The organism is Nocardia sp. NPDC051750 (genome assembly GCF_044453135.1).
Taxonomy (GTDB): domain Bacteria; phylum Actinomycetota; class Actinomycetes; order Mycobacteriales; family Mycobacteriaceae; genus Nocardia.
Map to the genome: position 1 here is coordinate 511,987 of NZ_JBITCK010000004.1, position 13,232 is coordinate 525,218.

Annotated in this window: 13 protein-coding genes; 5 read left to right on the forward strand and 8 right to left on the reverse strand. The window is 67.3% G+C overall.

The window, feature by feature from the left end; all coding sequences use genetic code 11:
- Nucleotides 1-10 precede the first annotated feature (10 nt).
- Genes urtE through urtA form a run of 5 tightly spaced genes read right to left on the reverse strand, consistent with a single transcriptional unit; the run spans nt 11 to nt 4,902 of the window.
- The gene (gene urtE / locus ACIA75_RS20765) at nt 11-703 is read right to left on the reverse strand and encodes an urea ABC transporter ATP-binding subunit UrtE (RefSeq protein WP_397106302.1); all 693 of its coding nucleotides are present in this window, start codon (nt 701-703) and stop codon (nt 11-13) included.
- A 6-nt stretch (nt 704-709) separates the two neighbouring features.
- Complete coding sequence (gene urtD, locus ACIA75_RS20770; protein WP_397106304.1) at nt 710-1,597, reverse strand: urea ABC transporter ATP-binding protein UrtD; 888 nt, start codon at nt 1,595-1,597, stop codon at nt 710-712.
- Complete coding sequence (urtC, locus tag ACIA75_RS20775; protein ID WP_397106306.1) at nt 1,594-2,709, reverse strand: urea ABC transporter permease subunit UrtC; 1,116 nt, start codon at nt 2,707-2,709, stop codon at nt 1,594-1,596. The genes urtD and urtC overlap by 4 nt, the downstream gene beginning before the upstream one ends.
- Nucleotides 2,706-3,593 carry an urea ABC transporter permease subunit UrtB gene (gene urtB / locus ACIA75_RS20780; protein ID WP_397106308.1) on the reverse strand — a complete coding sequence of 296 codons (888 nt, stop codon included), beginning with the start codon at nt 3,591-3,593 and terminating at the stop codon, nt 2,706-2,708. Before urtB ends, urtC begins: the two co-directional genes overlap by 4 nt.
- Before the next feature lie 4 nt (nt 3,594-3,597).
- A complete protein-coding gene (gene urtA, locus ACIA75_RS20785; RefSeq protein WP_397106311.1) occupies nt 3,598-4,902 on the reverse strand; it encodes an urea ABC transporter substrate-binding protein in 1,305 nt (434 codons plus the stop codon).
- Nucleotides 4,903-5,222: 320 nt separating this feature from the next.
- Between urtA and ACIA75_RS20790 the strand changes: the two genes are divergently transcribed.
- Both ACIA75_RS20790 and ACIA75_RS20795 read left to right on the forward strand, forming a co-directional pair.
- A complete protein-coding gene (locus ACIA75_RS20790) occupies nt 5,223-5,828 on the forward strand; it encodes a ClpP family protease (RefSeq protein ID WP_397106313.1) in 606 nt (201 codons plus the stop codon).
- Nucleotides 5,829-5,975: 147 nt separating this feature from the next.
- Nucleotides 5,976-6,566, forward strand: a complete 591-nt coding sequence (locus tag ACIA75_RS20795; protein WP_397106315.1) for a ClpP family protease — start codon at nt 5,976-5,978, stop codon at nt 6,564-6,566.
- A gap of 154 nt (nt 6,567-6,720) precedes the next feature.
- Here ACIA75_RS20795 and ACIA75_RS20800 read toward each other — a convergent pair whose 3' ends face one another.
- Together ACIA75_RS20800 and ACIA75_RS20805 are read right to left on the reverse strand one after the other, a co-directional pair.
- On the reverse strand, nt 6,721-7,089 hold the full coding sequence (locus tag ACIA75_RS20800; RefSeq protein WP_397106317.1) for a helix-turn-helix domain-containing protein: 369 nt from the start codon (nt 7,087-7,089) through the stop codon (nt 6,721-6,723).
- 272 nt (nt 7,090-7,361) lie between these two features.
- Entirely contained in the window at nt 7,362-7,679 is a 318-nt protein-coding gene (locus ACIA75_RS20805) for a hypothetical protein (protein WP_397106319.1), read from the reverse strand.
- Nucleotides 7,680-8,022: 343 nt separating this feature from the next.
- Between ACIA75_RS20805 and ACIA75_RS20810 the strand changes: the two genes are divergently transcribed.
- From ACIA75_RS20810 to ACIA75_RS20820, 3 genes are all read left to right on the forward strand, one after another.
- Nucleotides 8,023-8,226 carry a cold-shock protein gene (locus ACIA75_RS20810; RefSeq protein WP_030521844.1) on the forward strand — a complete coding sequence of 68 codons (204 nt, stop codon included), beginning with the start codon at nt 8,023-8,025 and terminating at the stop codon, nt 8,224-8,226.
- A 765-nt stretch (nt 8,227-8,991) separates the two neighbouring features.
- The gene (serA, locus tag ACIA75_RS20815) at nt 8,992-10,590 is read left to right on the forward strand and encodes a phosphoglycerate dehydrogenase (protein WP_397106321.1); all 1,599 of its coding nucleotides are present in this window, start codon (nt 8,992-8,994) and stop codon (nt 10,588-10,590) included.
- A gap of 145 nt (nt 10,591-10,735) precedes the next feature.
- Nucleotides 10,736-11,743: a 3-isopropylmalate dehydrogenase gene (locus ACIA75_RS20820; RefSeq protein WP_397106718.1), complete on the forward strand. Its 1,008-nt coding sequence runs from the start codon at nt 10,736-10,738 to the stop codon at nt 11,741-11,743.
- A 192-nt stretch (nt 11,744-11,935) separates the two neighbouring features.
- On the opposite strand, the gene ACIA75_RS20825 is transcribed toward ACIA75_RS20820, so the two are convergent.
- Nucleotides 11,936-13,162 (reverse strand): MFS transporter, encoded by a 1,227-nt coding sequence (locus tag ACIA75_RS20825; RefSeq protein ID WP_397106323.1) that lies wholly within the window; start codon nt 13,160-13,162, stop codon nt 11,936-11,938.
- Between the last annotated feature and the right edge of the window lie 70 nt (nt 13,163-13,232).

Consider the following 13,232-nt stretch of genomic DNA (forward strand, 5'->3'; position numbering starts at 1 on the left):
GACGCGCAGCCTAAAGAGTCATGGCAGCGCGAACGGTATCCACCGCGCCCACGCCGCCCTCCCCGGACGAGGTGACCCGCCCGCTCTCCAGCACGTAGTACCGGCCGGCCGCCCGCAGCGCGAAACCGATGTGCTGTTCCACCAGCAGCACCCCGAGACCACCGCGTTGCACCAGTTCGGTGATGGTGTTCTCGATCTCGGCGACCACCGACGGCTGGATCCCCTCGGTCGGTTCGTCGAGAATCAGCATGCGCGGTTCGGTGATCAGCGCCCGGGCGATCGCGAGCTGCTGGCGCTGCCCGCCGGACAGCAGCCCCGCCCGGCGAGTGAGCAGTTCTTTCAGCGCAGGGAAGAGATCCAGCATCTCGTCGATGAGTGCAGTGCCGCGTTTCCGGCCGTCGGCCACCACGCGCAGGTTCTCGGCGGTGGTGAGATGACCGAAGCACTGCTGCCCCTGTGGCACATAGGCCAGACCACGTTTGACCCGCGCGCTCGGTCGCAGCGAGGTGATATCCGCACCGTCGAAGCGAATCCGCCCGCGAGTGGTCCGCACCAGCCCGACCGCCGCACGCAGCAGCGTGGTCTTGCCTGCGCCGTTGTGACCCATGATGGCGGCCACACCGTCCGCGGGCACCTCGATCCCGGCCCCGTGCACCACTTCGGTGCGGCCGTAACCGGCGTGGACGTCGATGAGTTCCAGCACCTTCCGTCACTCTCCTTGTCCATTGGTCCCGGACGAGGGCCCCGCGTGGTTACGCTGCGCTGCCTCCTCCGGGACCGACTTGCCCTCGGCGGCCGCGGCCGTGCCCAGATATGCCTCCTGTACCAGCGGATCGGCCTGGACCTCGGCGACCGACCCCTCGGCCAGCACCGCGCCGCGGGCGAGCACCGTCACCGAGGTCGCGAAGCTGCGCATGAAGTCCATATCGTGTTCGACCACCACGACCGTGCGTTCACCACCGATGCGGCGCAACAGGTTTCCGGTTTCCTCGCGCTCTTCCTGGCTCATCCCGGCGACCGGTTCGTCCAGCAGCAGGACCGAGGCGTCCTGCACGAGCAGCATGCCGATTTCGAGCCACTGTTTCTGGCCGTGGGCCAGCGTTCCGGCGGGCTTGTCCCGCAACTCGGTGAGCCCGATCGTTTCCAGCGCCTGCTCGACCGATTCGGACACCTGGGCCGGGCGGCGGCGCAGCATGGTCCAGACCGACCGGCCCGCGCCCGCGGCGATATCCAGGTTCTGCAGCACCGACAGCTCTTCGAAAACGCTCGCTGTCTGGAAGGTGCGGCCCACGCCCAGGCGGGCGATCTGGTGCACCTTCTTACCCAGCAGTTCGACCCCGGATTTCTGCACCGACCCGGTGGCCGGCACCAGACCGGTGATCGCGTCGATCATGGTGGTCTTACCGGCCCCGTTGGGGCCGATGAGGAACCGCAGATCACCCTGGAACAGGGTCAGATCGACATTCTGCACTGCTGTGAAACCGTCGAATTCGACGCTCAGCCCGCGGACCTCGAGGTAATCGCTGTGCATTCCGGCGTTACCGCCGGCAACCGGCGCACCGGTCACCGTGGGCTCGCTCGATACCTGCTGAGTCATGGCCTCGCTCCTACCGGGGTGGCGGGGGTGGGTTCCGGTACCGGATCGGGTGGTGCCGGATCCTCGTCGTCGCGCTGTCGCCTGCGCAGCAACGTGACCAGACCCGCCAGACCCGCCGGGAAGAACCCGACCACGACGATGAAGAGAATGCCCTGCGCATAGACCCACCCGGAGGGGAAGTTCTCCGAGAGACTTGTCTGCGCCCAGGCCACCGCGATCGCGCCCAGTACGGGCCCGAGCAGGGTGGTGCGGCCACCGATGGCCACACCGGTCAGGAAGGCGATCGAGGGGACGATCCCGATATCGGCGGGCGAGACGATCCCGACAATCGGTACGAACAGTGCGCCCGCGATACCGGCGAACAGCGCGGCCACCGCGTAGGCGACCACCTTGACGTTGGCCGGGTCGTAGCCGAGGAAGCGGACCCGTTCCTCCTGGTCGCGCACGGCGACCAGCAGTTCCCCGTACCGGCTGTACATCAGCTGCCGAGTCGCCGCGACGATCACCAGCAGGGCGCCCGCCGCGATGAAGAACAGCAGCCGCCGGTTGATCGGATCGTTGAGCGCCAGCCCGAAGAAACTGCGGAACCGGTTGAGACCGTTGCTACCGCCGGTGGACTGCTGCCCCACCAGCAGGATCGCGAAGGCGGCGGCCAGGGCCTGCGACAGAATCGCGAAATAGGCGCCCTTGACCTTCCGCTTGAACACCCCGAGCCCCAGCAGCACCGCGACCAGCGGTGGAACGATCAGGATGCCCAGGATCGTAACCACCGGCGACGAGAACGGCACCCAGTACGCCGGCAGCTCGCGGATCCCCGCGATCTGCATGAAATCGGGTACGGTGTCGCCGCGTAGTTCCGCGTCCGAGATCTTGAGGTGCATCGCCATGATGTAGGCGCCGAGCCCGAAGAACACGCCCTGCCCGAGGGTGAGCATTCCGCCACGGCCCCACGCCAATCCGATACCCACGGCGACGATACCGAAGCACAGGAACTTACCGAGCAGGTTGAGCCGGAAATCGGAGAGCACCGCGGGCGCCACCGCGAACAGCAGGACGGCGGCGATCGCGAACCCCGAATAGACCTTCCAGCGGGTGGTCAGGAATTCCCTCATACCAGACTCCTCGACCGGATCATGAACAGTCCCTGCGGGCGAACCTGCAGGAAGATCACGATGATGACGAATACGATCACCTTCGCCACCGAGGCGGTCGTGTTGTATTCGATGAACGAGTTCAGCAGCCCCAGCGCTATCGCGGCCAGCACCGCGCCCCGGATCTGCCCGAGACCGCCGATCACCACAACCAGGAAGGCGTCGACCAGGTAGGTGGTGCCGGTGTTGGAACTGGTGGAACCGATCAGCGTCAGCGCCACACCGGCCACCCCGGCGAGGCCCGAGCCGATGAAGAACGTCGTGATATCGGTGCCGCGGCTGGAGATCCCGCTGGTTTCGGCGAGATCACGATGCTGGACCACGGCCCGGATGCGCCGGCCCATCGCGGTGTATTTCATGGTCACCGCGATGGCCGTCACGCACAGCACCGCGAGCAGCATGATGAAGATCCGGGTCTTGGGCACTACGGCCCCCAGGATCTCCACCCCGCCACCGAGCCAGTCCGGGCTCACCACGCGGACCGCGGGTGCGCCGAAGATATCCCGGGCCGCCTGCTGCAGGATCAAGCCCAGCCCGAAGGTCACCAGCAGGGTGTCCAGGGGCCGGTCGTACATGCGCTTGATCAGCGTCACCTCGAGGGCGACGCCCATCAGACCGCCGACCAGGAATCCGACGAGCAGCGACACGATCAGCGAGACGTCCGCGTTGGAGACCAGGTACGTCTGCACGGTGTAGGCGGTATAGGAACCCGCCATGATGAACGCGCCGTGGGCCATGTTGATCACGCCCATCTGCCCGAAGGTCAGCGACAGCCCGAGGGCCGCCAGCAGCAGGATGGAACCCAGGCTCAGGCCGGTGAACAGCTGCCCGACTAGTGCTTCCACGGGGTCAGCCTCCGAGTCCCTCGGCCCACGAGTAACCGGCCAGGTACGGGTCCGGTTCGATGGGCTGACCCGAATCCCACACGCTGTAGATCAGGCCGTCGGGCCGGATCTCACCGATGCGGGCGGTTTTGGTGATGTGGTTGTTCTCGCCGTTGATGGTCACCGTGCCTTCGGGGGCGTCGAACGACACACCGCCGGCGGCCTGCTGCACATCCGCGACCGCGAAGGACTGCGCCTTCTCCACGGTGTTCTTCCACAGGTAGACCGAGGTGTAGGCAGCCTCCATCGGATCCGAGGTCGGCTTGGCGGCGCCGTATTTCGCCTTGTAATCCTTGACGAAGGAGCTGTTCACCGTGTTGTCGACGGTCTGGTAGTAGTTCCAGGCGGTCAGCTGTCCGGCGATGTTCTGGATGCCGATACCGCCGACCTCTTCCTCCGCGATCGACACGGAGACGACCGGCATAGCCTGCGGCGTCAGGCCGACGTTCTTGTACTCGCGGAAGAACGCCACATTGGAATCGCCGTTGAGGGTATTGAACACCGCGTCGGCGTCCGCGGCGCGCACCTTGTTGACGATGGTCGAGAAATCGGTCGACCCGAGCGGCGTGTAATCCTCGCCCTTGATCTCGATCCCGTTGGCCTCGGCGTACGCCTTGATGATGCGATTCGCGGTCTGCGGGAACACATAGTCGCTACCGACCAGGTACAGCGATTTCACGCCGCGGCCCTTCAGGTAGTCGAGGGCCGGCACGATCTGCTGGTTGGTGGTGGCCCCGGTGTAGAAGATGTTCTTCGAGGATTCCAGGCCCTCGTACTGCACCGGGTAGTACAGCAGTGCGTTGCGGTCCTCGAAGACCGGCAGCATCGCCTTACGGCTCGACGAGGTCCAGCCGCCGAAAACCGCCGCGACACAGTCGCTGCTGATCAGTTTCTCGGCCTTCTCCGCGAACACCGTGGGCTCCGAGGCGCCGTCCTCACCCACCAGTTCGATCTGCTTGCCCATCACCCCGCCGGCGGCGTTGATCTGATCGACCGCGAGCCGGATGGAATCCCGGACGGTGACCTCCGAGATCGCCATCGTGCCCGACAGGGAGTTCAGCGAACCCACCTTGATCGTGGGACCCGCGGTGTCGACACAGGATTCGGCACTCGCGCCGGCCTGGTCGGTGGCCGAGCTGCCGCAGGCGGTGAGCGCCAGCGCGGTGACGCAGGCGGCGACCGGTAGCGCGAGCAGTGTGCGCCTCCGGCTTCCCCTGGTGTGGTGGTTACCCGCAGCACTCGCAGGTTCTTCGGTTCTGGCTGCATTCATGACCGTTCGGCCTCCACTCCGGAAAAGGTCAGGCCCGCTGACTCGCTCGTAGCTCGCTGTATACAGCGGCGTATACGAGGAATTACGCTAAGGACGCTGTGTTTCCACCACGTATCGCAGCGTGAAACTCGGGTATCCGTTTCCTCTCAGCGTGAACAGGTTTCTCGGCGCGAGCAGGCCGCCCTCCGTGGTTACGGAGGCTGCCGCCTCCGGGCGCCGCCTGTTCGGTGCGCCCGCCCACCCGTCCCCGCTGCCGAGAGCAGATCCGCTCACAGCAGCGTGCGCTTCCCGTCCCCGCCCTGGTCGGGCACCGTGAAACCATGGCTCACGACGACAAATCCCCGCTGTTCGGCTGGCGCGCCCGCGAACAACTGCTGTCCCGGCGCATCCTCGTACTCGACGGCCCACTCGACGACGACAACGGCACCCTGCTGGCCACTCAGCTCCTCACCCTCGCGGCCGAAGACGCCGACGCCGGGATCTCCCTGTGGATCCACTCACCGGGCGGATCGGTACCGGCGATGCTCGCCATCCGCGATGTCATGCGCCTGGTGCCGTGCCCGGTATCGACGCTGGCCCTCGGGCTGGCCTGCAGCGCCGGGCAATTCCTGCTCTCCTCCGGCAGTCGCGGCAAGCGCTTCGCGCTCCCGCACGCCCGGATCCTGATGCACCAGGGCTCGGCGGGAATCGGCGGTACCGCGGTCGATGTCGAGGTCCAGGCCGACGACCTGCGCTACACGGTGGAAACCGTGCTCGGCCTGATCGCCGAGGACACCGGCCAACCCTACGACCAGGTCTACGAGGATTCCCTGCACGATCGCTGGTTCAGCGCCACCCAGGCCAAGGAGTACGGCTTCATCGACCACATCGTGGGCGAGTTCGGGCAGGTCGTCCCGCAACGCCAGCGCGTGGGGATCTCCGCATGAGCGGGTCAGGCCCGGAGGCGGCAGCCTGCGTAACCACGGAGGGCCCCCGTTCATGCGCAATGGGCACAGCATGAGCGGGTCAGGCCCGGAGGCGGCAGCGGGGCGTCCGGACACTTTCGCAGCACACCTTCAGCGAGGGGAGACCCGATGAGTACTTACACCATTCCCAATGTGATCGCCCAGCATCCGCGTGGCGAGCGCATCACCGATATTTATTCGCATCTGCTGGCGGAGCGGATCGTCTATCTCGGGACGCCGATCGACTCCGGTGTGGCCAACGCGTTGATCGCGCAGTTGCTGCATTTGGAATCGGAAAGTCCCGGCCAGCAGATCGATTTCTATATCAACTGTGAAGGCGGCGACCTGTCGTCCATGCTGGCGGTCTACGACACCATCCAGCACATCGGCGCGCCGGTCCACACGACCTGTGTCGGGCAAGCCATCGCGGTCGGCGCGGTGCTGCTGGCGGGTGGCGCGCCGGGGCATCGGGCAATGCTCCCGCACGCCAGAGCGGTGCTGCACCAACCGGCCGCCCGCGGCCAGGGTGCCATCCCGGACCTGATCCTGCAGGCCGACGAACTGGTCCGGATGCGGGCCGAAATCGAATCCATCCTGACCAGGCACACCGGCCAGTCGTCGGAACGGCTCCGGCACGACACCGACCGTGACCGCGTCTTCACCGCGGCGGCCGCCGTCGAATACGGGCTGGCCGATACGGTGCTCGCACCCCGGGGTTGAGCCTTGGGGCACCGCGCCGTCGGCCCGTTCGGGATCGACCCGCGGATGCTTCCGGCCGCATGGTTCGCGGGTGGTGGAGCAGTCTGTCCCGCGGCGACCCGAGTCCGGTCACCGCGCGGACTCGGACGGCCGACTCGTACCGGGGTGATGCCGATCAGGCCGCGCGCAGCATCGGCACGTGCGCGGCGCCCGGCCGAGCTGCCGGGGCGGGCCGGCGCAGGGTGCGCAGATCCTGGGCGACCTGTTCGGTGAGCGCGCCGAGGGAGGTGCCGAGCGCGCCCGCCAGTGCGGCGATCATTTCGCTCGACGGCTCTTTGCGGCCGCGCTCGACTTCGGAGAGGTACTGCGGGGAAATCCCGGCCCGCTCGGCGGTTTCCGCGAGGGTTTCGCGCTGTTCGCGGCGCAGGGTGCGCAATCGGCCGCCGAGTACTTCGCGCCAGAGGGGTTCGGGCTGTTCCGGCTGCCGGCGCGGCGGCTCGGTCCGTCCACCGGGGATCGCGTGGAGTCTGCGCGGCTCGCTCATGGATCGAGCCTAGGTTTCGGTCCGTTGCCGGCGACACCGTTTACGCTACGGGCGAAACCCGCAAGCGCGGCAGGGCCTGGCCGGCTGGGGTGCGTCCTGGTTGATGCCCTGGTGCGCAGGGCTTTTCCCGTTCCAGGGCGTCTCACTGCCAGGGCTGACGGGGTCCGGGTGGCGGGCTCGGCGCGGCGGACCTGCGGTCGGTCCCCGCCGGCCCGCGCTCGTGGGCGGGCAGAAAGCGGGCCCGCATCCCGGGGAATGCGGGCCCGTATTCGTCAGCTGCTGCCGAACGATCCGCGCAGCATGTGGCGGAACCACTGCGCGGGGTCGTCCCACCCATGGTGCCCGTGCCGGTCTTCGTTCCAGTGGCGGTCCCGGTCGCGATGATGGTCGCGGTCGCGGTGGTGGTCGCGGTCCCATCCGCGGTCCCGGTCCCGGTCCCAGTGGCGGTCCCGGTCGACCTCGGTGTATCCGGGTGTCGGTGCCGCGGGATCGGCCGCGGCCGGAGCGGCCAGTGCGGCCAGGGGGAGTAGAGCGATGGCACTCGCGACGGCGACCCGGCGGGTCGCGAGCGCTCGTTTCGTGCGGAACACGTCGTATCCTCTCGAACTGCGCCGCGGCGCGGCAGGAAATCCGCGCCGGAATCGGCGATAGAGCCCTCACTCTCGCGCAGCCGGGGTGGCATGTCACCGCTTTACGAGGAAATCATCCCTGGGTATTACGGGGTTCCCCTGGGGTGGCCCTCGGGCCGGGGCGCCGGACCGGCGATCCCTGTCCCGAGCGGGTCATATCAGGGTGGACATCACCGCGTTCTGCCTCACAGTGAGTAGTTTTTTCTGTGGAGGAACTTTCCGGGACGTGGCATCGTTGTCAGAGAGATCAGTCGGATCGACCGAGATCCGTCTGGCTCGCAACAGAAAGTATGAAGTAAGTATCATGGCTCAAGGCAGCGTGAAGTGGTTCAACAGCGAGAAGGGCTTCGGCTTCATCGCGCAAGACGGGGGCGGACCTGACGTCTTCGTGCATTACTCGGCAGTCTCCGGTTCCGGGTTCCGGACCCTCGAAGAAGGCCAGCGGGTCGAGTTCGAGATCGGCCAGGGCCAGAAGGGTCCGCAGGCTCAGGATGTTCGCGCCATCTGAGTGATGTGACGAAATGACAGGGCCCCGCACCGCAAGGTGCGGGGCCCCTCGTCGTTTCGGGGGCAGCCGGGACAGGGCCGGTAATCGGGGGCAAGGTCATTTTCCTTCAGTGTTCCGATGTCTGCTGTGTGTCGGTGATTTACGCAACAAGAATTGTCCGCCGGTATATGTCCAAGGAATCAGGGGCATGGTCACCGTGCGGTACATATATGCCACCGGAGCAAGATCAAATTATCCGACCTCGTTCCCTTCCGGTGGGCCAATTCGCAGGGATGACGCAGGTAGAAGCCATGATGGCGTCTTGTTTGCGCCTATCTCGAAGCTATATACCGTGATACACAACACTCATTCGGGGAAATTCGTAATAGAGCGAATCCTGCCGTCGATGTATCGCATGGCAGTCGATTCACGGCTGGTTTCCCGGACGAAAGGATATTTCCATGATCCCCGTTATCATCGATACCGGTTCGGCCGCTCTGGGCGGAGTCTTCAACACCCTGTGGACCCTCCTCTTCGGCTGATCCACCGGCTGACGCCCCGGTCTCCGACTGCGCTGGAGACCGGGGCGTTCCCGTCCGTCCAGGCTGTCTGCGCGCGCACCCGGGTCCCGCGAGCGTGATTCCGCCCACCCGTGCGACGGGGTCCACGCTGGTTGTGCCGGGTCGGGTTGCGGGTGACCACGAGGGGGCGAGTCGCCGCCGGATTCGCTGGAACTAAGCTTGGCCGCGTCAACTGGCCGTCCCCGTCATCCAGGAGAACCCCACCGTGAGCCAAGCAGGCCGTCCTGTAGTTCTGATCGCCGACAAGCTCGCCCAGTCGACCGTCGATGCGCTCGGTGACGGTGTCGAGGTCCGATGGGTCGACGGCCCGGACCGGCCCGCCCTGCTGGCGGCGGTGCCGGAGGCCGACGCGCTGCTGGTGCGCTCGGCCACCACCGTCGACGCCGAAGTGCTCGAGGCCGGCAAAAAACTGAAGATTGTCGCCCGGGCCGGCGTCGGCCTGGACAATGTCGACGTGCCGGCGGCCACCGACCGCGGTGTCATGGTCGTCAATGCGCCCACCTCCAATATCCACACCGCCGCCGAACACGCCGTGACGCTCATGCTGAGCGCGGCCCGCCAGATCCCCGCCGCCGACGCCACGCTGCGCGAGCGCACCTGGAAGCGCAGCAGCTTCAACGGTGTGGAAATCTTCGGAAAAACCGTCGGCGTGATCGGCCTCGGCCGGATCGGGCAGCTGTTCGCCGCGCGGCTGGCCGCGTTCGAAACCGACGTCGTCGCCTACGACCCCTACGTCTCCCCGGCGCGGGCCGCCCAGCTCGGAATCGAACTGCTCACCCTCGACGAGGTGCTGGAGCGGGCCGACCTCATCTCCATCCATCTGCCGAAGACCCCCGAGACCAAGGGCCTGCTCGGCAAGGAAGCAATTGCCAAGACCAAGCCGGGCGTCATCATCGTGAATGCTGCGCGCGGCGGGCTGGTGGACGAGGCGGCGCTGGCCGAGGCGATCAAGTCCGGGCATGTCCGGGCCGCCGGTATCGACGTCTACGAAACCGAGCCGTGCACCGACAGCCCGCTGTTCGAATTGCCGCAGGTCGTGGTGACCCCGCATCTCGGTGCGTCCACCAGCGAAGCGCAGGACCGGGCCGGTACCGATGTCGCGAAATCGGTCCTGCTGGCCCTGGCCGGTGAATTCGTGCCCGGCGCGGTGAACGTGACCGGCGGCGTGGTCGGCGACGAAGTGGCGCCCTGGCTGGATCTGGTCCGCAAACAGGGTGCGCTGCTGGGTGCGCTGGCCGACGAACTGCCGGTCAGTGTCGAGGTGCAGGTCCGCGGCGAACTGGCGGCTTCCCCGGTCGAGGTGCTGCAACTGGCCGCGCTGCGCGGCGTGTTCTCCGCCCACATCGATGATCAGGTGACCTTCGTGAACGCGCCGGCACTGGCCCAGGAGCGCGGGATCACCGCCGAGGTGACCACGGTCACCGAGAGCCCCAGCCACCGTAGCCTGGTGGATCTGCGCGCGGTCTTCGGTGACGGGCGCACCATCAATGTGGCCGGCGCGCTCACCGAACCGGCCCAGGTCGAGAAGATCGTCAACATCAACGGCCGGAACTACGATATGCGCGCCGAGGGCATCAACCTGGCCGTCCTCAACTACGAGGACCGGCCGGGCGCGCTGGGCAAGGTCGGCACCGCGCTGGGCGCCGCCGACGTCGATATCCTCGCCGCCCAGCTCACCCAGGACGTCAACAAAGAAGGCGCCACCGTGATGTTCCGGGTCAACAAGGAAGTGCCGGAGTCGGTGCGTTCCGAGATCGCGGCCGCGGTGGGTGCCGCCAAGGTCGCACTGGTCGACCTGTTCTGATGTAGCCGTGCGCGATGCCGTCCGCCCGGGCCTCGGCGCCCGCGCGGACGGCGCCGCGACACTGTCCCCTCGGCGGGCATACCCGGTCCGCCGGCCGCGGCCCGCTCTGCTCGCGGCATCGTCGTACGTAGAAAGCGTGGTTGTCATGAAGCTCGCCGTGATCCCCGGTGACGGTATCGGCCCGGAAGTTGTCGCCGAGGCACTCAAGGTGCTCGATGTGGTGCTGCCCGGCGTGGAACGCACCGAATACGATCTGGGCGCCAAGCGCTACCACGCGACCGGCGAGATCCTGCCGGAATCGGTGCTGCCGGAACTGAAGCAGCACGACGCGATCCTGCTGGGCGCGATCGGCGACCCGTCGGTACCCAGCGGAATCCTGGAGCGGGGACTGTTGCTGCGCACCCGGTTCGCGCTCGACCACCACGTGAACCTGCGCCCCTCCAAGCTGTACCCGGGGGTCAGCAGCCCGCTGGCCGGCAACCCCGATATCGACTTCGTGGTGGTCCGTGAGGGCACCGAGGGCCCGTACACCGGCACCGGCGGCGCCATCCGGGTCGATACCCCGCACGAAGTCGCCACCGAGGTCAGCACCAACACTCGCTTCGGGGTCGAGCGCGTGGTCCGCTACGCCTTCGCCAAGGCACAGGCCCGCCGCAAACACCTCACCCTGGTGCACAAGACCAACGTGCTGACCTTTGCCGGTTCGCTGTGGCAGCGCACGGTCGACGTGGTCGGCGCGGAGTTCCCCGAGGTCGAGGTCGCCTACCAGCACATCGACGCCGCCACCATCCATATGGTGAACGATCCGGCCCGCTTCGACGTCATCGTCACCGATAACCTGTTCGGCGATATCATCACCGACCTCGCCGCCGCGGTCAGCGGTGGTATCGGCCTCGCCGCCAGCGGCAATATCGACGCCACCGGCACCAACCCGAGCATGTTCGAACCGGTCCACGGCAGCGCCCCCGATATCGCCGGCCAGTCCAAGGCCGACCCGACCGCCGCCATCCTCTCGGTCTCCCTGCTGCTCGAGCACAAGGGCGAAACCGAAGCCGCGGCCCGCATCCAGGAAGCGGTAGCCAAGGACCTCTCCAGCCGCACCGGCACCTCCTCGACCACCGATGTCGGCGACCGGATCGCCGCCGCCGTCTGATCGCTTCCGGCTGTCAGCGAGCAAGTTTCGCGACACTATCGCGAATATTTGCCGGTGTTACACAGGGCCGGCGCCCTCGTTTGTGTCAGAAGGTCCCGAGCGCTCGCCGGAACAGCGCAAAGTCTGTTCCGGCGAGCGCTCGGTGATGTAGCGGCACAGCTGAACTATGAGTTGCCGCCCGAGCGTGTCTCGCTACTTCAGTGGTTTCTCCGAACCCTGCGGAACCAGTGGGATGGCTACGGCGGCGAGGGCGGCCGCCGCGAGGTAGGCGGCAGGGAAGCCGGTCGCGGTGATCACGGCACCCAGGACCGGCGGTACTGCCGCGATCATCAGGTTCTGGCCGGTGTTCTGGATGCCCAGCCCGCGGCCGCTCCAGTACGGGCCCGCCAGCTCGGCGATGGCGGTGAAGGCGAGGCCGTTATCGGAAACGGTGACCACCGAGGCGATGACGAGCAGCGGGACGGCCGCCCACCACCATTCGGTCCAGGCCGTCAGGGCGAGCAGGGCCATGGTGGTGACCGCGGCGACGGCGATCAGGCGCAGTGGGCGCATCCGGCTGCCCAGCCGATCGGACCAGGCGCCGGCGCCGATGCGGCCCAGGGCTCCGAGGATTTGCGTGCCGGTGACCAGTGCCCCGGCCGCGGCCAGCGACCAGCCGATATCCCGATGCAGCCAGAGCAGCGCGAAGGTCCAGACCGTGCCCTGCGGGATGACCAGCAGGATGGATACCCCGTGGATACGCCAGAGAGTGCCGCCCGCGCGGTACGGGTTGGCGCCGGCGGATTGCGCGCGTGGCGGCCGGGGCGGGTCGATAATGCCTACCAGGCAGCCCAGGGCCGCCAGGCCGGCCAGCACGGCGGGGACGACGAGCGCCGCCGCGATACCGAAACTGTCCGCGACCAGCGGAATGGACAGGGCACCGATACCCACGCCGATGGGCTGGCCGGTTTGCCGGATACCCATGGCCAGACCGCGGCGTTCCGGCGGGAACCAGCCGACGATCACCCGGCCGCTGGCACCGTTGGTGCTGGCGGCGCCCATGCCGCCGACGAACAGCAGGACTCCGAGCAGCGGGTAACTGGTGGTGAAGGCCGCGGCGATGCCCGCCGCGCACATGATCACGGGTCCGGCGACGAGCGCCAGGCGTTCGCCGAGGCGGTCCACCAGGTATCCCCAGGCGATAAGCGTGCAGCACAATCCGACGGTCGGCAGGGCGACCAGCAGGCCCGCGGTCGGCAGCGGCATACCGCCCGCGGTGAGAGCGGGCAGGAGGAACGGGACGCCGTGGACGAAGATCGCGCTCGATGTCTGGGCGAAAACCCCCAGGGCGAGCATGAGCCAGCGGCGGGCCGAGGTGACCGGATGTGCCTGCTTTCCCGGGTCGGCGGGCCGTGTGGCCGCCGATGAGCTGTGCGCCATAGTTCCCCATCTCGGAATACAGCAGCAGCTTCTCAATATGTGAGATCTGCTTCTCAAATCTTGAACTATC